General features: G+C 73.4%; 27 protein-coding genes. 15 read left to right on the top strand and 12 right to left on the bottom strand.

Annotation, left to right across the window (positions count from 1 at the left end):
- Positions 1-206 precede the first annotated feature (206 nt).
- From OOK31_RS19875 to OOK31_RS19860, 4 genes are read right to left on the bottom strand one after another with little or no spacing between them, the layout of a single operon-like run.
- Positions 207-1,268: a CdaR family transcriptional regulator gene (locus OOK31_RS19875; RefSeq protein WP_267088623.1), complete on the bottom strand. Its 1,062-nt coding sequence runs from the start codon at positions 1,266-1,268 to the stop codon at positions 207-209.
- 44 nt (positions 1,269-1,312) lie between these two features.
- Positions 1,313-1,558, bottom strand: a complete 246-nt coding sequence (locus tag OOK31_RS19870; RefSeq protein ID WP_267088622.1) for a hypothetical protein — start codon at positions 1,556-1,558, stop codon at positions 1,313-1,315.
- A gap of 42 nt (positions 1,559-1,600) precedes the next feature.
- Complete coding sequence (locus OOK31_RS19865) at positions 1,601-2,359, bottom strand: CbtA family protein (protein WP_267088621.1); 759 nt, start codon at positions 2,357-2,359, stop codon at positions 1,601-1,603.
- Between the two features lie 41 nt (positions 2,360-2,400).
- Positions 2,401-2,616 (bottom strand): CbtB-domain containing protein, encoded by a 216-nt coding sequence (locus OOK31_RS19860; protein ID WP_267088620.1) that lies wholly within the window; start codon positions 2,614-2,616, stop codon positions 2,401-2,403.
- 244 nt (positions 2,617-2,860) lie between these two features.
- Between OOK31_RS19860 and OOK31_RS19855 the strand changes: the two genes are divergently transcribed.
- A complete protein-coding gene (locus tag OOK31_RS19855; RefSeq protein ID WP_267088619.1) occupies positions 2,861-3,343 on the top strand; it encodes a histidine phosphatase family protein in 483 nt (160 codons plus the stop codon).
- 70 nt (positions 3,344-3,413) lie between these two features.
- Here OOK31_RS19855 and pucL read toward each other — a convergent pair whose 3' ends face one another.
- On the bottom strand, positions 3,414-4,331 hold the full coding sequence (gene pucL, locus OOK31_RS19850; protein ID WP_267088618.1) for a factor-independent urate hydroxylase: 918 nt from the start codon (positions 4,329-4,331) through the stop codon (positions 3,414-3,416).
- Between the two features lie 263 nt (positions 4,332-4,594).
- Complete coding sequence (locus OOK31_RS19845) at positions 4,595-5,968, bottom strand: aspartate aminotransferase family protein (protein ID WP_267088617.1); 1,374 nt, start codon at positions 5,966-5,968, stop codon at positions 4,595-4,597.
- Positions 5,969-6,264: 296 nt separating this feature from the next.
- On the opposite strand from OOK31_RS19845, the gene OOK31_RS19840 reads away from it, so the two are divergent.
- The gene (locus OOK31_RS19840) at positions 6,265-6,663 is read left to right on the top strand and encodes an ATP-binding protein (protein ID WP_267088616.1); all 399 of its coding nucleotides are present in this window, start codon (positions 6,265-6,267) and stop codon (positions 6,661-6,663) included.
- Here the strand turns inward: OOK31_RS19840 and OOK31_RS19835 are convergent.
- Both OOK31_RS19835 and OOK31_RS19830 read right to left on the bottom strand, forming a co-directional pair.
- Positions 6,653-7,486, bottom strand: coding sequence for a PaaX family transcriptional regulator C-terminal domain-containing protein (locus OOK31_RS19835; protein ID WP_267088615.1), 834 nt, complete (start codon positions 7,484-7,486; stop codon positions 6,653-6,655). The two genes, OOK31_RS19840 and OOK31_RS19835, sit on opposite strands and share 11 nt — an antisense overlap.
- Positions 7,483-8,091: a GNAT family N-acetyltransferase gene (locus OOK31_RS19830; protein ID WP_267088614.1), complete on the bottom strand. Its 609-nt coding sequence runs from the start codon at positions 8,089-8,091 to the stop codon at positions 7,483-7,485. The genes OOK31_RS19835 and OOK31_RS19830 overlap by 4 nt, the downstream gene beginning before the upstream one ends.
- A gap of 78 nt (positions 8,092-8,169) precedes the next feature.
- Here OOK31_RS19830 and OOK31_RS19825 point away from each other — a divergent pair, with 78 nt between their 5' ends.
- The 5 genes from OOK31_RS19825 to kdpC all read left to right on the top strand — a co-directional run bounded on the left by OOK31_RS19825 (position 8,170) and on the right by kdpC (position 13,939).
- On the top strand, positions 8,170-9,273 hold the full coding sequence (locus OOK31_RS19825; protein ID WP_267088613.1) for a S9 family peptidase: 1,104 nt from the start codon (positions 8,170-8,172) through the stop codon (positions 9,271-9,273).
- Between the two features lie 144 nt (positions 9,274-9,417).
- The gene (gene kdpF / locus OOK31_RS19820) at positions 9,418-9,507 is read left to right on the top strand and encodes a K(+)-transporting ATPase subunit F (protein WP_267088612.1); all 90 of its coding nucleotides are present in this window, start codon (positions 9,418-9,420) and stop codon (positions 9,505-9,507) included.
- Positions 9,508-9,513: 6 nt separating this feature from the next.
- Positions 9,514-11,178 carry a potassium-transporting ATPase subunit KdpA gene (gene kdpA / locus OOK31_RS19815; RefSeq protein ID WP_267088611.1) on the top strand — a complete coding sequence of 555 codons (1,665 nt, stop codon included), beginning with the start codon at positions 9,514-9,516 and terminating at the stop codon, positions 11,176-11,178.
- Entirely contained in the window at positions 11,175-13,280 is a 2,106-nt protein-coding gene (kdpB, locus tag OOK31_RS19810; protein ID WP_267088610.1) for a potassium-transporting ATPase subunit KdpB, read from the top strand. The genes kdpA and kdpB overlap by 4 nt, the downstream gene beginning before the upstream one ends.
- A 23-nt stretch (positions 13,281-13,303) precedes the next feature.
- Positions 13,304-13,939 carry a potassium-transporting ATPase subunit KdpC gene (gene kdpC, locus OOK31_RS19805; RefSeq protein ID WP_267088609.1) on the top strand — a complete coding sequence of 212 codons (636 nt, stop codon included), beginning with the start codon at positions 13,304-13,306 and terminating at the stop codon, positions 13,937-13,939.
- A 147-nt stretch (positions 13,940-14,086) separates the two neighbouring features.
- Here kdpC and OOK31_RS19800 read toward each other — a convergent pair whose 3' ends face one another.
- Positions 14,087-15,280, bottom strand: a complete 1,194-nt coding sequence (locus tag OOK31_RS19800) for an MFS transporter (protein ID WP_267088608.1) — start codon at positions 15,278-15,280, stop codon at positions 14,087-14,089.
- Positions 15,281-15,383: 103 nt separating this feature from the next.
- Here OOK31_RS19800 and OOK31_RS19795 point away from each other — a divergent pair, with 103 nt between their 5' ends.
- The 4 genes from OOK31_RS19795 to OOK31_RS19780 all read left to right on the top strand — a co-directional run bounded on the left by OOK31_RS19795 (position 15,384) and on the right by OOK31_RS19780 (position 18,027).
- A complete protein-coding gene (locus OOK31_RS19795; RefSeq protein ID WP_267088607.1) occupies positions 15,384-16,370 on the top strand; it encodes a helix-turn-helix transcriptional regulator in 987 nt (328 codons plus the stop codon).
- A 23-nt stretch (positions 16,371-16,393) separates the two neighbouring features.
- On the top strand, positions 16,394-16,786 hold the full coding sequence (locus tag OOK31_RS19790) for a molybdopterin-binding protein (protein ID WP_267088606.1): 393 nt from the start codon (positions 16,394-16,396) through the stop codon (positions 16,784-16,786).
- A 162-nt stretch (positions 16,787-16,948) separates the two neighbouring features.
- Entirely contained in the window at positions 16,949-17,503 is a 555-nt protein-coding gene (locus OOK31_RS19785; protein WP_267088605.1) for an RNA polymerase sigma factor, read from the top strand.
- Positions 17,500-18,027 carry a hypothetical protein gene (locus OOK31_RS19780; RefSeq protein ID WP_267088604.1) on the top strand — a complete coding sequence of 176 codons (528 nt, stop codon included), beginning with the start codon at positions 17,500-17,502 and terminating at the stop codon, positions 18,025-18,027. Before OOK31_RS19785 ends, OOK31_RS19780 begins: the two co-directional genes overlap by 4 nt.
- A gap of 12 nt (positions 18,028-18,039) precedes the next feature.
- On the opposite strand, the gene OOK31_RS19775 is transcribed toward OOK31_RS19780, so the two are convergent.
- A complete protein-coding gene (locus OOK31_RS19775) occupies positions 18,040-18,951 on the bottom strand; it encodes a sigma-70 family RNA polymerase sigma factor (protein ID WP_267088603.1) in 912 nt (303 codons plus the stop codon).
- Positions 18,952-19,088: 137 nt separating this feature from the next.
- Positions 19,089-19,241, bottom strand: a complete 153-nt coding sequence (locus OOK31_RS19770; RefSeq protein WP_267088602.1) for a hypothetical protein — start codon at positions 19,239-19,241, stop codon at positions 19,089-19,091.
- Positions 19,242-19,403: 162 nt separating this feature from the next.
- Between OOK31_RS19770 and OOK31_RS19765 the strand changes: the two genes are divergently transcribed.
- Positions 19,404-20,252: a YhjD/YihY/BrkB family envelope integrity protein gene (locus OOK31_RS19765; protein WP_267088601.1), complete on the top strand. Its 849-nt coding sequence runs from the start codon at positions 19,404-19,406 to the stop codon at positions 20,250-20,252.
- Here OOK31_RS19765 and OOK31_RS19760 read toward each other — a convergent pair.
- Positions 20,249-21,439: a hypothetical protein gene (locus OOK31_RS19760; protein ID WP_267088600.1), complete on the bottom strand. Its 1,191-nt coding sequence runs from the start codon at positions 21,437-21,439 to the stop codon at positions 20,249-20,251. The genes OOK31_RS19765 and OOK31_RS19760 overlap by 4 nt on opposite strands.
- A gap of 294 nt (positions 21,440-21,733) precedes the next feature.
- On the opposite strand from OOK31_RS19760, the gene OOK31_RS19755 reads away from it, so the two are divergent.
- Genes OOK31_RS19755 through OOK31_RS19745 form a run of 3 tightly spaced genes read left to right on the top strand, consistent with a single transcriptional unit; the run spans position 21,734 to position 23,224 of the window.
- Positions 21,734-22,144 (top strand): VOC family protein, encoded by a 411-nt coding sequence (locus tag OOK31_RS19755; RefSeq protein WP_267088599.1) that lies wholly within the window; start codon positions 21,734-21,736, stop codon positions 22,142-22,144.
- Positions 22,145-22,172: 28 nt separating this feature from the next.
- A complete protein-coding gene (locus OOK31_RS19750; protein WP_267088598.1) occupies positions 22,173-22,589 on the top strand; it encodes a helix-turn-helix transcriptional regulator in 417 nt (138 codons plus the stop codon).
- A gap of 5 nt (positions 22,590-22,594) precedes the next feature.
- Complete coding sequence (locus OOK31_RS19745) at positions 22,595-23,224, top strand: glyoxalase (RefSeq protein WP_267088597.1); 630 nt, start codon at positions 22,595-22,597, stop codon at positions 23,222-23,224.
- Positions 23,225-23,264: the final 40 nt, after the last annotated feature.

The following is a 23,264-nucleotide window of genomic DNA, read 5'->3' as shown; positions in this document are numbered from 1 at the left end:
TGTCCCGGCCCGTGCGGCCGGCTCCTGGGAGCAGTGGACCGCTCCCGGGCCGTGCGCACATCGGCGAGTGCCAGGAACTGGCTCCGCGTCACCGGAGTGTCGTAACGCCCTGGCGGCGTCTTCGCAGTTGGCGGGCGGTGCGCCGGTCGTGCTCCCGCCGACGGCCGCCGTGCGGCCGAACGGGTGAACCGGCCGCGGCGGCGCCGCTACAGCGGGCGCTGCGGCCAGTCCAGGAGGCGGGCGCCGATCACGGCCGTCTGGAGGGTGTAGCGCTGGACCGGGTCGCCGGGGTCGGTGCCCGTGAGGCGGTGGATGCGTTCCAGGCGGTACGTCAGGGCCCGCACGCTCAGGCTCAGCCGGCGGGCCGCCTCCGCCGACACGCACCCCGCGTCGAAGTACGCGGTCAGCGTGTCCAGCAGGGGTACGGCCCCGCCCCGTCCGGCGCGCAGCGGTCCGAGGACGCTCAGCACCAGGTCGGCCATGGCGGCCCGGTCCCGGGTGAGGACGGGGAAGACCAGCAGGTCGGCGGCGCGCAGCACCGGTCCGTCGAAGCCGAGCCGGTCGGCGAGGTCGAGGGCGCCGAGGGCCTCCTCGTAGGAGGTGACGACGCCGCCCGCGCCCGGGTGGGGGCGGCCGACGGCGACGAGCCCGCGCGCGGAGGCCGCCTCGTACGCCTGTTTCGCGAAGCAGGCGAGGAGTTCGTCATGGTCGCCGGGTGCCACGCAGATGAGCTGGCCGTCCTTGGTGGCGAGGAGGAAGGTGCGGCTCCCGAAGCGGGCGGTCAGGGCCAGTTCGACCTGCCGGGCGGCCGCGCCGGTGTCCTCGTAGGACTCGGGGCCGCGCGCGACGGCCACCGCGTGGGCGTGCGCGAGGTGCAGTCCGAAGCGGGCCGCGCGTTCGCTGAGGCGGCCCAGGTGGCTGCGTCCGAGCAGCAGGTCGTCGATGAACTCGCGGCGCGCGGCCTCCTCCTGGCGCACGGCCAGGCGCTGGGCCCGCTCGTGGCCCTCGGCGAAGGCGTCCACGGCCTGTTCCATCGCGGCCATCACGTGGTCGGGGGTGATGCGGCCGGCGAGGGCCCGGCGGGTGGTGGCGAGGTGGGCGCCGATCAGGGTCCGCAGGGCGTAGCCGTCCTCGGCGGCCTTCTCGCCGAGCGCGCGCCGGGCGTCCAGTTCTTCGCGGCCGGGACGCCGGCCGGTGGCCGCGGCCGTGGTGAGGATCCGTGCGTACCCGCTCAGATACTCCTCGGGTATGTCCCGCCCAGACGTCACGCCAGCCCCTCAGGTTCGTTCGAACGAACCGTCATTCTCCCTCGTCAGACCACCACCAATGCGACCGCCGCCGCCCCCATGAGGGCGGCGGCGAGGTGCATCGCGGGGTGGCCGTAGTCGCCGTACCAGAGCTGGCGGGCCAGGCCGCCGAGGGCGGCGAGTGCGGTGATGACGCCGAGCTGCGCGAGCAGGGTGACGGCGGTGAAGGGTGCCAGGACGAGCAGGAGCGAATTCAGCCAGAACGGTGCGGCGCCGGTCCAGCCCCGCCATTCCCGGATCGCGGTGTGCATGTCCCGGCCCCCACCCTCGACACCTTCACAGGTGTCACGCTCTCAACTTGTAGGCTGTACAGCCTCCTTGGGCGCGGCGGCCGGGGCAATAGCGCGTTCGGCTAGAAAACCGAAGGCCAGGCCGAAAGCCGCCCACAGGGTGGCCTGGATGGCCAGGGAGGCGAGCCGGAACTGCCAGATCAGGGCCGCCGGGAAGTCGGCGGGCACCTCGTTGATCCCGGGCAGGAGCGCGTACGACAGGCCGACCGCCACCACGAAGGCGAGCGAGGCGACGATCGAGGCGTTCCAGTTGCCGAGGCCCGGGGCGAGCCGCCGGCCCAGGATCAGCGCGCCCGCGGCCAGCAGCACGCTCAGGGCGATCATCAGCAGGTAGAGGGCGGTCCGGCGGGCGGCCGTGTCCGGGTCGCCGACGGCCGGCGGGTTCGCCGGGTACTTGAAGAACGGCACCAGGGTGACGGTCACGAACAGCGCGCCGGTGACCAGCGCGGCCGTGGCGCGCGGGCCGAAGCGTCCGATGCGGCCGAGGGCGAAGCAGAAGACGAGCGCCGCGATGCCGCCGAGCGCGACCCCGTACAGCAGGACGCCGGTGCCCAGGCCGGCGGTGGCCTGGAGGGCTCGGCTGACCGGGGGTTCGTCGCCGTGGTCGTGGCCGCCGAGGGCGGCGCCGGCCTCCTCGATGGCGATGGCGGCGTCGACCTTGGACTCACCGATGAGGTAGGCGACGAGGAACGCGGCCGCGCCGGCGAGCAGCCCGGCGAGCATTCCGCGCAGCAGCAGGACGCGGGGGGAGATGGTGTTCACGTGGGGTTCCCTTGCGTGATCGAGACAGGGATCAGCAGGGATCAGTGGCAGGGGAAGCCGAGCAGGTGACGGCCGTCGTGCAGCCACTCGTGGATGTTCTCGCCCTGGAAGACGGCGGTGGCGCCCTGCTCGATGCCGACGAAGTACAGCAGCACCAGCGTCAGTACGGCGGCGAACGCGGCCCAGGGGGCCAGCGCGGAGAGGGAGATGGGGGCTACGGCGACAGGGGCCGTGGTGGGCGTGGCGGAGTGGGCCATGGCAGAACCTCCAGAGGGAACACGCGTCCCGGTCAGTGGTGCACTCGACGAAGGTGGCGGGTCTGACTTGCCTCCCGTTCATGGTGCGGGGAGGGTTCACAGTGGCGCGACCGTGCCGGATTTTCACCGGTGCTTCCGTCATGCCTTCGTCATGTCGTCCGAGACCGTACCGCGCTCGTGGCTTGAACACCACGGCGTGTGTCCGCCGTCTCACGCCCCGGGCGCGCGCTCTACGCTCCTGCCCATGCCCGTGACATCTTCCGCAGCCCCGGTACGGCTCCTGCTGACCACGCCCCCGCTCGACGACGCCGCCCGCCAGGGCCGTTTCGGGTCCGCGCGGCCCTGCCCGGGCCACGAGGGCCTCGCCGGGCCGGACCTGGGGGCGTGGGCGGGCCGGACCCTGGAGGAGGTCGCCGCCGAGGACCCGCAGGGGGTGCGGAGCTGGCTCACGGACCCCGACTACGCGCCCCCGGGCGGCGGGGAGTCGGTGGCCGCGCTGATCGCCCGTACGGGAGCGCACCTGGCCGCGCTGGAACCGGGCCGGCACCACGCGGTGGTCGCGCAGGCCGTCGTACGGGCGGTGGTGGTGGCCGCGCTGGAGCTGCCGGCCGCGGCGTTCTGGCGGCTCGACGTACGGCCGGACACCGTGACGGCCCTCAGCGGGCGGGCGGGCCGCTGGAACCTCCTCGTCGGGGCGCCGCCGTCGCAGCAGCCCGGACAGCACTGAGGCCCGGGCAGCACTGAGGCCCGGACCCCGCGACGCGGTCCGGGCCCCACCGAGCGGTCGGAGCGCGGTGCTAGGCGACGATCCAGTCGGAGGTCGCGATGACCGGCTGCACGCCGTCACGGTGGATGGTGCCCTCGATCAGGCCGTACATGCGGTCCGCCGCGAAGTACACCTCGTTGTCGTTCTTGAGGCCGAAGGGCTCCAGGTCGACGAGGAAGTGGTGCTTGTTGGGGAGGTTGAGGCGCACCTCGTTGACCCTGGGGCAGTTGTCGAGCACCCGCTCGGCCATCTGGTTCAGGGTCTGCTGCAAGGAGTACGAGTAGGTTTCCGCGAAGGCTTCCAGCATGTTCTTGCGGACCTTCTTGTACGACTGGTCCCAGTCGTACTGCGGGTCGTCGGCGGCCAGCGCCGAGTGCGCCCAGCGGGAGGTGACCTTCGTCGCCAGGATGCGGTCGTACGCCTCCTGGAGGGTCGTGTACTTGTCCTTGATGTAGCCGTGGAACTCGGAGTTGGTCGAGTTCATGACCGTCAGGTCCTTCATGCCCGAGATGACCTGGAGCCCGGTGGTCTCGCTGTAGGTGATCTGCGCGGTGCGCACCTCCTGGCCCTTGAGGACGAAGGAGTGCTGCTCCTTGCGCGTCGGGACCGGGATCCGCTCCCAGGCGTACTCCTCGATGCGGATCTGCGCCTCGCGGATCGGCTGCTGGGAGGAGACGAAGTGCTTGGCGAGGAGGATGCCGAAGGCCTCGGGGGAGGCGATGCCGTGCTCCTTGCCGAAGGCGTACACCGTGTTCTTGGTGGTGTCGGTCGGCAGGCAGTTGGCGTTGTCGCCCGTCAGGTGGACGTCGCGGAACTCGCCGCGGAGCGCGACCGAGACGTTGAGGTCGCGGATCTCGTGCCAGGAACCGTCGTTGCCCTTGCGGGTCACCTTGACGATGCGGTTCTCGGCCTTGCCGTACTGGTTCTGCGCCAGGACGTGCTTGCTCATGGTGTCTTCCTTCGGGTACTCGGGAACACGGAGTCCGGTTGTCTGGATCCCGTACGCCCGGCGTCCAGCGCCCGTCCCGACTGAAGACGTGCCGCTCCCCGCCGTTCGACCCCTCGGGGGCCGCCCCGGGACTGACGTGCATCCCGGTCCGTAGGTGCTGAGTAGTACTGCACGGATTGCACCATGTGTACGGCGGGTGAACCACCGCACGGATCATCCGAACACCTGCACCCAGGATTTGGGCGACCCCACAACCTCGCAGGTCAGGCCATGTGCGCGTCCGCGACGGACAGGGCCTCGTCGAGGATCGCCAGGCCCTTGGCCACGTCCTCGGCGGAGATGTTGCAGGGCGGTGCGACGTGCATCCGGTTCCCGGCGAGGAGCGGCCACAGGCCGCCCTTCTTCAGGGCCGCGCCGAAGGCCGCCATCGGCGCGTTGTCGGCGCCCGAGGCGTTGTACGGGACGAGCGGCTCGCGGGTCCGCGGGTCCCGTACGAGTTCCAGGGCCCAGAAGGTGCCGAGGCCCCGGACCTCGCCGACCGACGGGTGCCGCTCGGCGATGGCGCGCAGCCCCGGGCCCAGCAGCTCGGCGCCCGTACGGGCCGACTGCTCGACGATGCCCTCCTCCTCCATGGTGTGGATCGTCGCGACGGCTGCGGCGCAGGCCAGGACGTGCCCGGAGTACGTCAGCCCGCCCGGGTAGGGGCGCCGGGCGAAGGTCTCGGCGATGGCGGCGGAGATGGCGACACCGCCGAGGGGGACGTAGCCGCTGGTGATGCCCTTGGCGAAGCAGAGCAGGTCGGGGCGCACGTCCCAGTGGTCGGCGGCGAACCAGGTGCCGGTGCGGCCGAAGCCGACCATGACCTCGTCGAGGATGAAGACGATCCCGTAGCGGTCGCAGAGGGCGCGCACGCCCGCGAGGTAGCCGGCCGGCGGTACGAGCACGCCGGGGGCGCCGCCGACGGTCTCCAGGATGATCGCGGCGATGGACTGCGGGCCCTCGAAGACGATCGTGTCCTCCAGGTGGCGCAGGGCGCGCTCGCACTCCTCGGCCTCGGTCGTCGCGTGGAAGGGCGAGCGGTAGAGGAAGGGGCCCCAGAAGTGCACGACGCCGGCGGTGGCGGTGTCGTTGCCGAAGCGGCGGGCGTCACCGGTGAGGTTGATCGCGGTGGAGGTGGCCCCGTGGTACGAGCGGTACGCGGCCATCACCTTGGGGCGGCCGGTGTGCAGCCGGGCCATCCTGACGGCGTTCTCCACGGCCTCGGCGCCCGCGTTCGTGAAGAAGATCTTGTCGAGGTCGCCGGGGGTGCGCTCGGCGATGAGGCGGGCCGCCTCCGAGCGGGCGTCGACGGCGAAGCCGGGGGCGACGGTGCACAGCTTGGCGGCCTGCTCCGCGATGGCGGCCGCCACCTTGGGGTGCTGGTAGCCGATGTTGGTGTAGACGAGCGCGCTGGAGAAGTCGAGGAAGCGGTTCCCGTCGTAGTCCCAGAAGTACGAGCCCTCGGCCCCGGCGACGGGGAGCGGGTCGATGAGCTCCTGCGCCGACCAGGAATGGAAGACGTGTTTGCGGTCGGCGTCTTTCACGGCCGCTTTCGCGGCGTCGTTCACGGCGGCGAGGGCGTCGGCTTCTGCGTTCATGTCCTGAGCGTAGTTGTCCAGGATGTGGACTCAGGGGTGCCTCCGGTGCGGCGCGGCCGACGGGGGACTTGACGGACCGGCGGGGCCCTCCTCGACGGCCGTCCAGGTGCGGCCTAGCGTCGTCGGCACCGGCCGCTCCACGGGGGAGAACAGCCGGAAAGCCGTGGTGGGGGCCCTTCGCCGGCCGGTACGGGAGGCGCGGGGCCCCTGCTGTCGCGGCGAAAGCGTGGGATTTGTCCGCCGCCGACGGGGGTAGGTGCGGCGCCGGGGGGACGGCGTCGGAGACGGGAGTGCCTGTGGCGGCCGAGCAGACGCGGAGGCTGGTCCTCGCCGGTGCCACGAGCGGGGTCGTCGCCCGCTGCCGGGACTTCACGCGCGCGGCCCTCGCCGAGTGGCGGTGGCCGCCGGGGGAGGGGCCCGCGGAGGACGTCGTCCTGCTGGTCTCGGAGCTGGTCACCAACGCCTGCCTGCACGCGGACGGCCCCCGCGAACTGCTGCTCCGCCACACCCCGGGCCGGCTCCGCGTCGAAGTCACCGACGACAACCCGCAGCCCCCGGCCCCCGGCCCGGCGGGACGGGGGCTGGCGCTGCTGGACCGGCTCGCGGCCGGCTGGGGTTCCACCCCCGCCGAAGGCGACCGCCCCGGCAAGACGGTCTGGCTGGAGGTCACCGCCGCGCCGCCCGCTACGGGGTGAGCGCCTCCGCGTACAGGCGGAAGATCTTCGGGGCGTCCGGCGGGGCGGCCGCGCGCAGGCGGGTCCAGGCGGTGGTGGCGGCGGTACGGGCCGTCGTGCCCGGCCAGGGCTGCGGCAGGAGTTCCGGCGGCAGCAGCGGATCCGGCCGCATGGCTTCGCTGAACGCCGCCGCCAGGGACACCGCGTGCGCGAGCCCCGCCCCCGGGCCCTCGGCGAGGGCGCGCAGGGCCTCGTACCGCCCCGCGATCTCCTCCAGCGGCCACAGCCGGGCGGCCAGCCTGGCCGGGCCGTCGGCGCCCCCGACGGCCAGGTCCCGGCTGGTCAGGCAGGTCAGCCCGGTCGTCACCCCCAGCTCGGCCGCGCGGGCCCGGACGTACGGGCCGATCGCGTTCGGGGTGGCGTACAGCCCGCCCTGCACCGGGGCGGCCCCCAGCGCGGTCAGGGTGTCGCGCAGGGCGTCGCGGGCGGCCCGCGCGGACTCGGGGACGGCGAAGGCGAACAGGTGCCAGACCCCGTCCCACGGCTCCAGCCCCCGGTCCTGCCGGTAGGCGTGCCGGACGAACTCCACCTCCGGCAGCGGCGGCGCGCCCGGCGCCGTGAGCCGCAGCACCGCCCGCCGGCCCCGGCCCTCCTGCGTGAAGCGGCCCTCGGCCACCAGCCGCTTCACGCACAGCCGGACCTGCTGGTCGCTCATGCCGAGCGCGCCCGCGACCTCGTACAGCTCGCCGCCGTCGACGGTGCCGTCCTCCCGGACCAGCGCGTGCACCACCAGCCGCGTCGGAACCCCGCTCACCGGGGCCGGGTCCGTCGGGTGCGTGCTCATCGGGCCGCCACCTCCTTGTGCATGGTCGTCACGGCCCCGAAGCCGAGCACGTCCCGCAGCCAGGGCGTGCGCTGGACCCGGACCGCCCGGAAGCCGTGGCGTTCGTACAGGGCGCGGGCGCGCGGGTTCTCGGCGATCACGTCCAGCCGGATCCGCCGGCAGCCCTGCTCGGCGGCGAGTTCCTCGATCCCGTCGAGGAGCAGCCCGCCGATGCCCCGGCCGCGCGCGGCCGGGTCCACCGCGATGCCGTCCATGACCAGCTCGCCCCGGGCCGGGGTGCGCTCCAGCAGGGCCAGCAGGAACACCCGGTACAGGCCTTTGACCTGCCCGTACGCCGCCCTGACGGCGGCCGCGTCGCCGCCGACGAGGCCGCGTCCGGCGAGCTGGTACCCGGCCACGCCCAGGAGCCGGCCGTCGTCGGACACGGCGGTCAGGGCCCGGTCCGGGTGCAGGTGCGCGGCGATGAACCGGCGCCCGGCCTCGGCGGGGCCGAGGGCGGCGCCGAGTTTCGCGCCGAAGGCCTCCCAGTACAGCTCGGCGACCCGTTCCCCGGCGCCGTCGGGGATCCCGCGCCGTACTTCGGTGCTTCCGCTCTCCGTCGTCATACGTGCAAGCATAATACGTTCATTGACGTTACGATCGTTTCCAAGTTGAGCGATTCGCCGCCTTCGGAGGAGCCGCCCGTGTCCGCACCACCGCGCAAGAACCGAATCCGTACCGTCCTGCTCCCGCTCCTCGCCGCCACCGTCCTCCTCGCCGCCGCCCTCACCGGGGTGGTGCTCCGGCAGAACAGCTACGACCTGCGCGAGCAGCGGGTCACCGTGCCCGCCGCCGGACACCGGCTGCCCGGGGTGCTGGCCACCCCCGCCACCGGCTCCGGGCCCTTCCCGCTCGTCGTCCTCGTCCACGGCGACGGCCCCGTCGACGCCACCCACGACGGCTTCTACCGCCCCTACTGGGAGGCTTTCGCCCGCGCCGGCTACGCCTCCCTGTCCCTCGACAAACCCGCCGACTGGCTCGGCCAGACCATGGACGACCGCGCCCGCGAGACCGCCGACGCCCTCGCCTGGGCCCGGACCCGCCCCGAGGTCGACGGCGGCCGGACCGGGCTCTGGGGCGCCAGCCAGGCCGGCTGGGTGCTCCCCAAGGTGGCCGCGACGGTGCCCGGGGTGCGCTTCGTCATCGCCGTCGGCACCGCCGTCAACTGGCACCGCCAGGGCGAGTACAACCTCCGCGCCGGGCTCCGCGCCGAGGGCGCCGGGCCCGAGCGCACGGCGGCCGCCCTGCGCGCCCGGGAGTCCACCCTGGCGCTGCTGCGGCGCGGGGCGACGTACGAGGAGTACCGCGCGAGCCCCGGCGCCGATCCGGAACTCGACGCCGCGCGCTGGACGTTCATCAGCCGCAACCACACGGCCGACGCGAGCGCCGACCTGCGGGCGATGCCCCCGGTCCCGGTACTGCTGCTCCGCGGGGCCGACGACCTCAACGTGGACGGCGCCGAGACCGAGGCCGTCTACCGCCGGCTGCTCGCGCCCGGCACCCTCACCGTCCGCCGCTACCCGGGCGCCACCCACTCCCTGGTCCGCACCCCGGTCGAGCGCTCGTCCTGGCGGCTGCCGCTCACCGCGCTGTTCGCCCCGCGCGCCCTCTTCCCACCGGGCCTCCTCGCCGACCAGCGGATCTTCCTGGAACAGCAGCGGGAGCGAGGACCGGCCACGGCGCCGCGTCAGGGAGCCGTCAAAGGCGTACGGGGCGGCGTATGGGGGCCGTCAAGAACACCTGTGTGACCAGTGCGGAGGGGTTCCACTCGGAAGTGTCCGAATCACGCCTCCGAAACTCCAGGAGCTCACGATGGCCGATCTGGCCTTCGTCGCCACCACCCTCGCGCTCTTTGCGCTGGTGGCCCTCGTCGCCAAGGGGGTGACCAAGCTGTGAGCGTCGAGAACATCGTCGGTCTGCTGGTCGCCGTCGCTCTGCTGGGCTATCTCGTGGTCGCCCTCGTGTACCCGGAGAGGTTCTGAGCCGCGATGACTCCCGTTCTCGCCGGGGTGCTCCAGCTGCTCGCGCTCGTCGTGGCACTGGCCCTCGTCCACCGCCCGCTGGGCGAGTACATGGCCCGCGTCTACTCCTCCGAACGGCACTACCGGCCGGAGAGGTGGATCTACAAGGCGATCGGCGCGGACCCGGCCGCCGAGATGCGCTGGCCCGCCTACCTGCGGGCCGTCCTCGCCTTCTCGGCGGTGGGCGTCCTCTTCCTGTACGCCCTGCAGCGGGCGCAGGGGATCCTGCCGGGCTCGCTCGGCTTCGCCGCGATCGACCCGGACCAGGCCTTCAACACGGCCGCGTCGTTCGTCGCGAACACCAACTGGCAGTCGTACGCGGGCGAGCAGGCCATGGGCCACGTCGTGCAGACCGGCGGCCTCGCGGTGCAGAACTTCCTCTCGGCGGCGGTCGGCATGGCCGTCGCGGTGGCCCTCGTACGGGGCTTCGCGCGCTCGCGCACCGGTGAACTCGGCAACTTCTGGGCCGACATGGTGCGCGGCACCGTCCGGATCCTGCTGCCGCTGTCGGTGATCGGCGCGCTCGTCCTCGTCGCCTGCGGCGCGATCCAGAACTTCTCCGGGATCCACGAGGTCGGACAGTTCATCGGCGGCTCGCAGCAGTGGAACGGCGGGGCGGTGGCCTCGCAGGAGGTCATCAAGGAGCTCGGCACCAACGGCGGCGGCTACTTCAACGCCAACTCCGCGCACCCCTTCGAGAACCCGACGCCCTTCTCGAACCTCTTCGAGATCTTCCTGATCCTGGTCATCCCGTTCTCGCTGACCCGCACCTTCGGCCGGATGGTCGGCTCGGTCAAGCAGGGCTACGCGATCCTCGCGACGATGGCCACGATCTGGCTCGGCTTCACCGCGCTGATGATGTGGACCGAGTTCACCCACCACGGCCCGGCCCTCCAGGCCGCCGGCGGCGCGATGGAGGGCAAGGAGACCCGCTTCGGCATCGGCGCCTCCGCGATCTTCTCCGTCGCCACCACCCTCACCTCGACCGGCGCCGTCAACTCCTTCCACTCCTCCTACACGGGTCTGGGCGGCGGCATCCAGCTGCTGGGCATGCAGCTCGGCGAGATCGCACCCGGCGGCGTCGGCTCCGGCCTCTACGGCATGCTCGTCATGGCGATCATCGCGGTGTTCCTGGCCGGCCTGATGGTCGGCCGCACCCCCGAATACCTCGGCAAGAAGATCGGCACCCGCGAGATCAAGTTCGCGGCCTGCTACATCCTCGTCACCCCCGCCCTGGTCCTCGGGTTCACGGCGGCGGCGATGGCCCTGCCCACCCCCGTCACCTCCATGGCCAACGGCGGCGCGCACGGCTTCTCCGAGATCCTCTACGCCTACACCTCCGGCGCCAACAACAACGGCTCCGCCTTCGCGGGCCTGAACGCCGACACCCAGTGGTTCAACAGCACCATCGGCATCGCCATGCTGCTCGGCCGCTTCCTGCCCATGGTCTTCGTCCTCGCCCTGGCCGGCTCCCTCGCCGAACAGACGCCCGTACCCGAGACGGCGGGCACCCTGCGCACCGACAAGCCCCTCTACACGGGCCTGCTCGTCGGCACCATCCTCATCGTCACCGGCCTCACCTACTTCCCCGCCCTCGCGCTGGGACCGCTCGCCGAAGGGCTCGCCTCATGAGCACCGTCACCCCCACCCGCGCACCGCACCAGGACGCCCCGGCCGGCCACCAGGAGCCGGGCGGCCGAGGCCGCGTCGGCGGAGGGCTCTTCGACCCCAAGCAGCTCCTGAAGTCCTTCCCGGACGCCGTGCGCAAGCTCGACCCCCGGGTGATGGTCAAGTCCCCGGTCATGTTCGTGGTGGAGGCCGGCTCCGTACTGACCACGGTGCTGGCGCTGTCGGAGCCCGGCAACTGGTTCGGGTGGGCGATCACCGCCTGGCTGTGGCTGACCACGATCTTCGCCAACCTCGCGGAGGCCGTCGCCGAGGGCCGGGGCAAGGCGCAGGCCGACACCCTGCGCAAGGCCAAGACCGACACCGTCGCCCGCCGCCTCGACGGCTCCGTGGAGGAGCGGGTCCCGGGAACGCTGCTGCGCATCGGCGACCTGGTCGTCTGCGAGGCCGGCGACATCATCCCGGGCGACGGTGACGTCGTCGAAGGCGTCGCGTCCGTGGACGAGTCCGCCATCACGGGCGAATCCGCCCCGGTCATCCGCGAGTCCGGCGGCGACCGCTCGGCCGTCACCGGCGGTACGAAGGTGCTGTCCGACCGGATCGTCATCAAGATCACCACGAAGCCCGGCGAGACCTTCATCGACCGCATGATCAGCCTGGTCGAGGGCGCGGCCCGGCAGAAGACGCCCAACGAGATCGCGCTCAACATCCTGCTCGCCTCGCTGACCATCGTCTTCCTGCTCGCGGTCGTCACCCTCCAGCCCTTCGCGATCTACGCCGGCGCCGGCCAGTCGATGATCGTCCTCACCGCCCTGCTGGTCTGCCTGATCCCCACCACCATCGGCGCCCTGCTCTCCGCGATCGGCATCGCCGGCATGGACCGCCTCGTCCAGCGCAACGTCCTCGCGATGAGCGGGCGCGCCGTGGAAGCGGCCGGTGACGTCTCCACCCTGCTGCTCGACAAGACCGGCACCATCACCCTCGGCAACCGCCAGGCCTCGGAGTTCGTTCCCGTCGGCGGCGCCCTCGCGGCGGAGGTCGCGGACGCGGCCCAGCTGTCCTCCCTCGCGGACGAGACCCCCGAGGGCCGGTCGATCGTCGTCCTGGCGAAGGAGAAGTACGGGCTGCGCGAACGCCACCAGGGCGAGCTGACGGGCGCCGACTGGATCCCGTTCACCGCCCAGACCCGCATGTCCGGGGTGGACACCGACGGCCGCAAGGTCCGCAAGGGCGCCGCGGCCGCGATCACCGCATGGGTCGGCGAGCAGGGCGGCGCCCTCGCCCCCGACGCCGCCGCGAAGGTCGACGCGATCTCCTCGGCGGGCGGTACACCGCTCCTCGTCGCGGTCGAGGACGCCGAAGGCGCCCGCCTCCTCGGGGTCATCCACCTCAAGGACGTCGTCAAGGAGGGCATGCGCGAGCGGTTCGACGAACTGCGCCGCATGGGCATCAAGACCGTCATGATCACGGGCGACAACCCGCTGACGGCCAGGGCCATCGCCGAGGAGGCGGGCGTCGACGACTTCCTCGCCGAGGCCACCCCCGAGGACAAGATGGCCCTCATCAAGCGGGAGCAGGCGGGCGGCAAGCTCGTCGCCATGACCGGCGACGGCACCAACGACGCCCCGGCCCTCGCCCAGGCCGACGTGGGCGTCGCGATGAACACCGGAACCTCGGCCGCCAAGGAGGCCGGGAACATGGTGGACCTCGACTCCAACCCCACGAAGCTCATCGAGATCGTCGAGATCGGCAAGCAGCTCCTCATCACCCGGGGAGCCCTGACCACCTTCTCCATCGCCAACGACGTCGCGAAGTACTTCGCGATCATCCCGGCCATGTTCGCGGTGGTCTACCCGGGCCTCGACAAGCTCAACATCATGGGCCTGGCGTCCCCGGAGTCGGCCATCCTCTCCGCCGTCATCTTCAACGCGCTGGTCATCATCGCGCTCGTGCCGCTCGCCCTGAAGGGCGTCCGCTACCGGCCCAGCAGCGCCGACAGGATGCTGCGCCGCAACCTCGCCGTGTACGGACTCGGCGGTCTCGTCGCCCCGTTCATCGGCATCAAACTCATCGACCTGCTCATCTCCCTCATCCCCGGGCTCGCCTGAACTAGGAACGTGCTGAGACGACAATGAACAACTCTGTAGGCAACACAGCGCGACTGCTCGCGGCCGGCCTGCGGGCCCTGCTCGTCCTGACCGTCCTGTGCGGGGTGCTCTACCCGCTCGCCGTCACCGGCGTCGCCCAGGCCGCCTTCCCCTCCCAGGCCAACGGCTCCGAGGTCAAGGACGGCAGCGGACAGGTCGTCGGCTCGGCGCTCATCGGCCAGAGCTACGGGGACGATCCGCGCTTCTTCCAGCCCCGGCCGTCCGCCGGACTCGGGAAGAACAGCGTCAACACGCAGTACGAGCTGCTGCTGTCCGGCGCGAGCAACAAGGCCGCCGACAACCCCGACCTGGTCAAGGCGGTCGAGGAGGCCAAGGCCAAGGTCCTGGCCGACAACACCGTCCCCGGCTGGACCCCGCAGCCCGCGCAGGTCCCCGCCGACGCCGTCACCTCCTCCGGCTCCGGCCTGGACCCGGCGATCTCCCCGGAGTACGCCGCCCTCCAGGCCCACCGCGTCGCCGCCCGCAACGGCCTCACCGTGGCGGAGGTGGAGCGCCTGATCGCCGCGCACACCGAGGGCCGCACCCTGGGCTTCATGGGCGAACCCCGCGTCAACGTCCTCGAACTCAACACGGCCCTGCGCGACCTCACGCGGCGCTGACGACAGGGCCCCGGCGACGACCACGCCGCCGGGGCCCGTGCCCTCCGGGCAGGGGCCCCGGAGAGTGGGGGCACGGGCCGTGGGGCGGGGGGCTCCCCTGTGGCTCCCCGTCCTACGGCCCGCGGTTCGTGGGGCGGGCTAGACGGCTTACGCCGCCAGGGCGTGGTCCACGCGGGCGGTGACGCGCCGGCGCAGGGTGACGATGCCCGCCGAGCAGAGCAGTCCGGCCAGCAGGGCCGTCCACCACAGCGCCGCCGGGCCGACGCCCGAGTAGAGGCTCACGCCCAGGGTGAGGGCGACGAAGCGGGCGACGCCCCAGGTCCAGCTGAAGGCGCCCTGGTAGCGGCCCCGGGCCTCGGCCGGGGCGAGGTTCGCGACCACCGAGGCCGAGATCCCCGCGCAGACGACCTCGCCGAGCGACCAGAGCACCACCGACACCGTGTAGCCCACCAGCCCGTCGGCGAGTCCGGTCGCCGCCACCCCGACGGCGATCAGCGCGCTGCCGCCCGCCTGCACCGGCAGCTGCGGCAGCTTCGCGACACGGGCCGTCAGCAGCGGCTGGAGGGCCACCACCAGCACCGCGTTGACGGCGGCCATCGCGCCGTACGCGGCGGGGGAGAGCCCGCTGTCGCGCATGGACAGCGGCAGGGCCACCTCGGTCAGCGAGTACACGAACAGCTGGATGCCGAACAGCGGCAGCAGCGCCATCATCAGCCGGTCCCGCAGCACCACCCCGTAGCCGATGCCGCCCTTCGCCCCGGCCCCGGAGCGCGGGGCCCGGGCCGGTTCGCGCAGCCGGACCGCGACCACGGCGGCGTAGGCCAGCAGGGACCCGGCGTCGACCGCGAAGAGCAGCCAGTACCCGTTCGCGGCGAGGAAGCCGCCGAGCACCCCGGCGACGGCCGTGCCGATGTTGACGCCCCACTGGAACAGGGCGTACGCCCGCTGCCTGCGCTCGCCCTCGACCGCGTCGGCCATCAGCGCGAACGCGGCCGGGGAGACCGTCGCCGAAGCGGCGCTCAGCAGCAGCGCCGCCGCCCCCATGGCCAGAGCCCCCGGCGCCAGGAACAGCGCGCCCTGCGCCGCCGCCGCACCGGTCAGCCCGATCAGCATCGTCGGCCGGCGCCCGATCCGGTCGGCGAGCACCCCGCCCAGGGCCGGACCGATCAGGTTGCCCGCGCCGAGCGCGCCGAGGACGTACGGGGTCTCGGCGGCGCTGATCCCCCGGTCGGCCAGCAGGAACACCAGGAACGGGGTGACCAGGTGGCCGAGCCGGTTGACGACCGTTCCGGCGAACAGGGTCCAGACGGTGTGCGGGAGTCCGCGGAAGGTGGAGAACATGAGAGGAGACTGCGCCCCTGCCCCCACCGCCCCGAACTGATTAAGCTCAGACCGAATCCAACGGAGCACGGAGCGACTCGGGGGCACAGAGATGGAACAGCCGATGCCGGAGCCCGAGTCGGGGCTCATCTTCTCCGCGACGGACCTGGCGCAGACCCGGTTCGCGGTCTCCCCGATGTGGGAGGTCGTCACCAGCTACCGGCTGCTGAAGGACCCCGCCGAGCCCTCCCCGTACCGCCGTTGGGCCGGGCAGGTCCGCCCCCGGCTGCTGCGCGCGGGCCTGCACCGGGGCTGGCTGCACGAGCTGATCCCGGCGCGCGGCTACCTCGCGGACTTCCTCAACCCGACCCCGGCCGGGCCCTTCCCCGAACTCCCCGCCGAGCTGGCGGCCATCCGCGCCTCCCGCCCCGAACAGCTCCGCAGGGACATCGCCGAGCTGGGCGCCGGCTCCGGCTCCGCACGGCTGCGGCTGCTCCACGAGGAGCCCGAGGAGGCGCTGGAGAAGGTCACGGCGGAGATCGAGACGTACTGGGAGATCGCGCTGGCACCCTACTGGGCCCGGATCCGCCAGCTGCTGGAGGCGGACGTCTTCCACCGGGCCCGGCTGGTGGCCGAGCACGGTTCCGCGTACGTCCTCAACGAGCTGCACGAATCCGTACGGTGGGACGCCGGCACCCTGCGCCTGGTCCGCAAGCACTGCACGCCGACCCGCGACAAGTCGGGCGCCGGGCTGCTGCTGGTGCCCTCGGCCTTCGCCTGGCGCAAGGTCCTGACCCGCGCGGTGGTCCCCGAACCGCCCCAGCTGGCCTACCCGGCGCGCGGCACCGGCACCCTGTGGGAACCCCGTACGACCTCGACGTCCGAGGCCGTCGCCGCCGTACTGGGCCGCTCCCGCGCCCTGCTGCTGGCCGAGCTCGACACCCCCGCGTCCACCACCCAGCTCGCCCGCCACTGCGGCCTCTCGGCGGCCGGGGTCTCCCAGCACCTGACGGCCCTGCGCAACGCGGGCCTGGTCAGCGCCCACCGCAGCGGCCGCTCCGTCCTCTACGCCCGTACGGCCGTGGCGGACGCCCTGCTCCTGGCCGGCTGAGCACGGGCCGTAGGCTGCGCCGCATGGAGACGTACACGATCGGCCAGGCAGCCCGGCTGCTCGGCGTCAGCAGTGACACCGCCCGCCGCTGGGCTGACGCCGGCCGCTTCCCGACGCGCCGCGAGGGGACCCGCAGGATCGTCGACGGGCCGGACCTGGCGGCGTTCTGCGTCCAGGTGGCGCAGGAGGGCGGCGAGGACGAGGACGCGCCGTACACCTCGGCCCGCAACGCCTTCCCGGGCATCGTGACCGCCATCAAGCTGGGCAGTGTCGGCGCCCAGGTGGAGATCCAGGCCGGACCGCACCGGGTGGTGTCCCTGCTGACCCGGGAGGCCGTGGAGGAACTGGGCCTGGCGGTCGGCATGCGGGCCACCGCCCGAGTCAAGTCCACCAGCGTGTTCGTCGACCGGACGTAGTCGCTCTGGCCCCTCCAGCCTCAATTCGCCCCGGTTCAACAGATGTTGGCGCGGACCCCGCCCTGCGCGTGATGTGACGCGGGTCACGGGAATGTCCGGCCCGTCCGCCCCCTCCTTCCCTCCGGGACGCCGCCACCGCCCCGGAGCGCCGAGGAGGACATGATGGAACCCCCGTTGAACGGGCCGGTGGTGACGGCCACGGCGGCCCCCGGCCGCACCGCCGCCCCCGACCTGGCCGTGCTCGTACGCTCCGCCCAGCGCGGGGACCGGATGGCCGTCCAGGAACTCCTGGACCTCCTCACCCCGTACGTCGGGCGGCTGTGCGGCCCCATCGCGCTCCAGGACGGGCCGGACGCCACCCAGGAGGCGCTGATCGTCATCTTCCGCAGCATCGGCCAACTGCGGGAGCCAGCCGCCCTGTTCGGCTGGGCGCGGGTGATCGCCGTACGCGAGGCGGTACGGATCGCCCGCGCGGCGGCGCGCACGGTGGCGGACCCGCTCGACGAGGTCCCCGGACGCGGCGACCCGCAGCTGGCCGCCGACGTGCGCGACGTACTGGAACGCCTCACCCCGGCGCACCGGGCCGTGCTCGTCCTGCGGGACCTAGAAGGGCTGGACGAGCACTCCGTCAGCGCCCTCCTCGGCGTACCCGAACCCACCGTCCGGACCCGCCTGTTCCGGGCCCGCCGCAGCTTCCGAAAGGCGTGGGAGCGATGACCGACCGCGATACGTCCCCCCGGCCCGCCGGGCCCGCCGGGCCCGCCGGGCCCGCCGCCTGGCCCGCCGTGACCGGGCTCGACCCCGTCCGCAAGCTGCGGGTCGTCGCCCGCAGCACCCCGGGCTCGAGCTTCGCCGAACACCTGCTGCCCGACCCCTTCGAGCGGGTCTGGGAGCTGGCCTCGGACCTGGAACGGCAGATGCCGCTGCTCATCAGCGACATCAGCGCCTTCACGGTGACCTCCGCGTCCGCCGATGGGGAGCGCCTCGAAGCGCGCGCCCGCAGCCCCCTGGGCATGCGGGCACGCTTCGACATCACCCTGCGGCCGGGCTGGTGCCTGATGCAGAGCCGGTTCGTGCTGGGCGGACTGGCCGCCGTCCCGGAGGGGGACGGCACCCGGTTCGCCTTCTTCGGGGCGCTGCGGCTGCCCGGCCTGCGCCTCCTGGACCGGGCCCTGCACCCGCTGGTCGACCCCCTGGGCGCGAAGGCTCTCAAGCGGTTCACCGACCAGCTGCGGCCCTGACGCCGACCCGCCTCACCCGCCCAGGGCGCCGCCCAGGTCCAGCGCCGCGAGCCGCTCGGGGTCGGTGAGGATGTCCAGGGAGGTGATCACACCGCCCCGGACGGTGAACGCCATCACCGACACCGGCCTGCCCCCGGCCAGCGCGACCACCCCGGGCAGGCCGTTGACCAGCACCGGGCGGGCGTCCTGCGCGAACCGGGCGAAGGTGATCGCCTGGGAGGCGACCTCCGCCGCACCGCGCCGCAGCACCCCGGGCAGCAGGGTGCCGCCGTCGGAGCGGGCCACGACCGCGGGGTCCAGGACGCGGACGAGGGCCTCGAAGTCCCCGCCGCGCGAGGCGGCGAGGAAGGCGTCGACCACCCGGCGCAGACCGGCGAGGTCCGTGTCGGGGGCGGGCGCCCCGCCCTGGACCCGCCGCCGGGCCCGGCTGGCGAGCTGTCTGGTGGCGGCCGGGGTCTTGTCCACGAGCGGGGCGATGGCCTCGAAGGGCACGGCGAACAGGTCGTGCAGGACGAAGGAGAGCCGCTCGGCGGGCGACAGGGACTCCATCACCACCATCAGCGCGATCCCGACCGAGTCCGCCAGCAGCACCTCCTGCTCGGGATCGATCCGGTCGGGGCCGCTGACCAGCGGGTCGGGCAGCCGTACCGGCGCTCCGTCCTGCCCCGGGACCTCGGGCTCCAGGGGCTCCTCGCGCCGCGTGGTGCGTGAGCGCAGCATGTCCAGGCAGACCCGCCCGACGACCGTGGTCAGCCAGCCGCCCAGGTTCTCGACGCCGGTGACGTCGGAGCGGTTCAGCTTGAGCCAGGCCTCCTGGACGGCGTCCTCCGCGTCGCTGAGCGAGCCCAGCATCCGGTAGCCCACCGCCCGCAGATGGGGCCGGTGCTCGTCGAACCTCAGCGCGAGCAGTTCCTTCTCGTCCACCGTGCACATCCCCCGTGTGTCGTGATCCGCCGGCGCGCCCCGCGCGGAGGCGGTCGCGGCCACTCGGTCAACGAACGCCGCCCGCGGGGAAGTTCCGCCGACCCGCCGCACACACCGCACACGCCGCCGCCGCCCGGTCAGTCCTGGCCGTCGCCGGCGGTGCGGACGTACCGCTCCCACCCCGGCACCGGTACGACGACCCGTACCGCGCCCGTGTCGTCGGCGAAGCGGCCGATGTCCAGGTCCCGGTGGAAGGCCGCGCTGTGCGCAACGTCGGCCGGTCTGGGCACGGGGCCTCCTCCAGGTCCTGCGGGTGACGGCTCCCCGCCGCGATGGAATCACGGGAGGCCCCCGGCCGAGTGGCGAAATGCCAGACATTGCCCGACTCCGTCATTGTTCTCGTGGAAGGGCGGCGGCAGCCGCCGGCGACCGCGCCCCCGAGGAGTTCCGACGTGGCTGAACCGGAGACCGGTCCCTTCCGGTTCGCCGTCCCCGGCTGGATGCGGCGGCACACCCCGCTGCTCGGGCGGGTCCTGGACCAGCTCCGGACCGTCCGGGTCCTCGACTGCGCGACCCGGCTGGCCGCGCAGGCCTTCCTCGGGGCGGTGCCCGTGCTGTTCGTGGTCGGCGCCCTGGCCCCCGACTGGCTCCAGGAGCAGCTCGCCTCCTCCCTGCGTACCGCCCTGGGCCTGCAGGACGCGGCGCTGGAGCAGGTCACCGCGGTGTACGCCGCCACCGACAGCGAGGTGAAGACGGGCACCGGGTGGGTGGGCGTCGTGGTCACCCTGCTCTCGGCGACCGCGTGCAGCCGCGCCCTCCAGACGATGTGCGAGCGCTCCTGGCACCTGCCCAAGGCCAAGGCCCGGCTGGCGGCGTGGCGGTGGGTCGCCTGGCTGGGCGTGTGGCTGGCCGCGCTGCTCTTCCAGGGGCCGGTGCAGGACGCCTTCGGCGCGGGCCCCGTCGGCGGGATCCTGCTCTCCGTGGTCAGCGGCACCCTGATGTGGTGGTGGACGCAGCACCTGCTGCTCGGCGCACGGATCCCCTGGCTGCCGCTGCTGCCCGGCGCGGTCATGGCCGGGGTGGGGCAGGAGCTGATGTCGCTGGGGTCGCGGATCTACATGCCGATCGCCCTGAACCGGAGCCTGCAGCAGTTCGGCGGCCTCGGCTCCGTCTTCGTCTTCCTGTCCTGGCTGATCATGCTGTTCGTCGTCATCACCCTGGCCGTGTGCGTCGGCTACGTACTGGCCCACGAGCCCTGGCCGGCCCGCCACCTGCGCACCCCGCCCGACCCGCAGGGCTAAGGACGCCGGTCGGCGCCCGGGTCGGCCCGGCCGCCCGCCGCGAGCAGCGCCAGTACGGCGAGCACCGCCAGCAGGATGAGGACGAGCAGCAGCACCGTGAGCACCGTCGGGTGGTTCCACAGCGCGAACACCAGCGCGACGAGCAGCAGCGCACCGGTCGTCAGCCACCGCCGGTGCTCCTCCACCCACCGGCCGGTGCCCCCGGCGTGCACCCCGTGGCCCGCGCCCCAGCGGGCGGCCGCGTCGGCCCCGCTCTCGGCCTTCCCGCGCAGCGCGAGCGGCAGCCGTCCGGCGCCCGAGAGGTACGCGCCGAGGGCGACGACCACCCCGAGGACCAGCGCGGTACGGAGGCTGACCCGCAGGAAGTGCACCAGGGTGTCGAAGACGGCCGCGGCGGCCGCCGGGGACTGCACCTGGGCGGGGAGGTGGTCGAGGTAGTAGTGGCGGGCGACCACCAGCCCGAGCGCGACGAGCAGACAGGCGCCGGCCGCGCAGAGCGCCGTCGTCACCAGGGCCCGGCGGCGCCGCCGGGCGAGCAGCACCCCGGCCGCCGCGAGCAGCACCGTGAACACCGGCAGCCAGTTCCCGGCGACGTCCAGGAGGTGCACCGCGCCCCGGATCTTCCCCAGCTCGTCGGAGTGGAACAGCACCATCTGCTTGTTGACCTCGGGGATCTTCTCGGCCGGGGCCAGCCCGGCCTTCACGAGGTCCTCCTTGACCGTCTCCACGGCGGCGCCGATGTCGAGGGTGACCGTGCCGCCCTCCACCTCGATCGGCCCCCGGCCGTGTCCGGTGAGCGCCCGCACCACGGAGGCGTGGGCCACGCGGTTGGCGCCGGTCCAGACCGTCTCGAAGCGCTCGCCCTCGACGAAGCGGGCCGCCACCTTCGACACCGCCGTGTCGGCGGCCTCGTCCAGCTGCGGCCCGAGCGCCTTGACGGCCGTACCGACCCGGGGCGGCAGCCCCTGGGCCTCCAGCCACTTCGCGAGGTCCGCGGTGATCTGCGGCCCGTCGACCCGTACGTCGGCGGCCTGCGCGATCCGCCCGACGGCGGCCGCCTGGACGGCCGGGTCGGAGGCGAGCGGGGCCACCGTGGCCACGTAGCGGCGGGTGTCCAGCACGATGTCGTGCACCCACACGGTGAGCAGCGACACGGGGACGAGCAGGCACGCGAGCGTGATCAGCACGGCCGACACGCTCCCGCGCGCGATCCGGGCGACCCGCGCGGAAGAACCCGACGGACCGGACGGCTCGGGCGACGGCCCGGACGGCACACTCATGAGCTGCTCCCGGCGGCGAACGAGGCGAAGGGCCGCTCCCCCATTCCACCCGCCCGTCCCCGTCCCCGCCCGTCCGGCTGCGCCTTCCGTGTGACGCGGAGCCCCGGCCGCGGGGGCGCGCCGGGCGGTGGTGCGCGCGGTGTCCGGACGGATCAGGATCGGAGAAGCGCCGTACGCGGTACCGGAGTTACCGTGACGGGCATGGACCTCACCATTCACACGAGCGCCCTCCCGCACGACGACCCGGAGGCCTCCCTGGCCTTCTACCGCGACGCCCTCGGCTTCGAGGTGCGCAGCGACGTCGGGCAGGGAAAGATGCGCTGGATCACCGTCGGCCCCGCCGGGCAGCCGGGCACGTCGATCCTGCTGGCGCCGCCGGCCGCCGACCCGGGCATCAGCGACGCCGAGCGCCGCACCATCGCCGAGATGATGGCCAAGGGCACCTACGGCTGGATCCTGCTCGCCACGAAGGACCTCGACGCCACCTTCGAGAAGGTGCAGGCCACCGACGCCGAGGTGGTCCAGGAGCCCACCGAGCAGCCGTACGGCGTCCGTGACTGCGCCTTCCGCGACCCCGCCGGCAACCTGGTCCGCATCCAGGAACTCCGCTGAACCGTCCGATCACGAAGGGGGACCTGCCATGTGCCATCCCGCGTGGAGGCGCGCACTGCTGGCGGCGCAACACCTGAAGGACCTCGCCCGGCTGCGCCGCGTCCGGGACCGCATCGACCGCGAGCACGCGCGGCCGCTGGACGTCGAGGCGCTCGCCCGGGACGCGGGCATGGCGCCCGGTCTGCTCAGCCGGGAGTTCCGGCTCGCGTACGGCGCCTCGCCGTACGCCTACCTGACGGCCCGCCGCGTCGAGCGCGCGACGGCCCTGCTGCGGGCCGGTGACCTCGGTGTCGGCGAGGTCCGCCGGGCCGTCGGCTGCCCGTCGCCGGGCATCTTCGGGGCCCGTTTCACCGCGCTCGTCGGCATGGAGCCGGCCGACTACCGGCGGCTCGCGGGAACGGTCAGGAATCGAGAAGCACCCGGGGCCGACCCGGAACTAGCGTGAAGGACATGACCTCCTCCCTCGCTTCCCTCGCCTCCGTGACCCTCGAAGTGGCCGACACCGAGGCCGCCGAATCCTTCTACACCGCCTTCGGTCTGGGCGGCCGGGTGCGGCTGCGGGCCTCGCAGGAGCCGACGGCCGGCTTCCGCGGTTTCGCGCTGTCGCTCACGGTGGCCCAGCCGGCCGACGTCAACGCCTTCCTCGACGCCGCCCTCGCCGCCGGCGCCACCGAGCTCAAGCCCGGCAAGAAGTCCTTCTGGGGCTACAGCGGCGTCGTCCAGGCCCCCGACGGGACGGTCCTCAAGGTCGCCACGTCGGCGAAGAAGGACACCGGCCCGGCCACCCGCGCCATCGGCCACCTGGTGCTGCTGCTGGGCGCCGACGAGGTGTCCGCCAGCAAGAAGTTCTACGTCGGCCAGGGCCTCGCCGTGGCGAAGAGCTTCGGCGGCAAGTACGTCGAGTTCGCCACCGGGCCGGACGCCGTCACGCTCGCGCTGTACCCGCGCCGCGCCCTCGCCAAGGACGTCGGCCTCCCCGTCGAAGGCACCGGCTCCCACCGCATCGCCTTCACGGGCCCCGCGGGCCCCTTCACCGACCCGGACGGCTTCACCTGGGAGAGCGCCGCACCCGCGCTCTGACCCCCGCACAGCCACGCCCGACCGGCCGTCGAGGCCCGCA

It is taken from the genome of Streptomyces sp. NBC_00249 (genome assembly GCF_026342355.1).
Taxonomy (GTDB): Bacteria; Actinomycetota; Actinomycetes; order Streptomycetales; family Streptomycetaceae; genus Streptomyces.
This window is presented reverse-complemented; position numbering and strand designations above follow the sequence as displayed.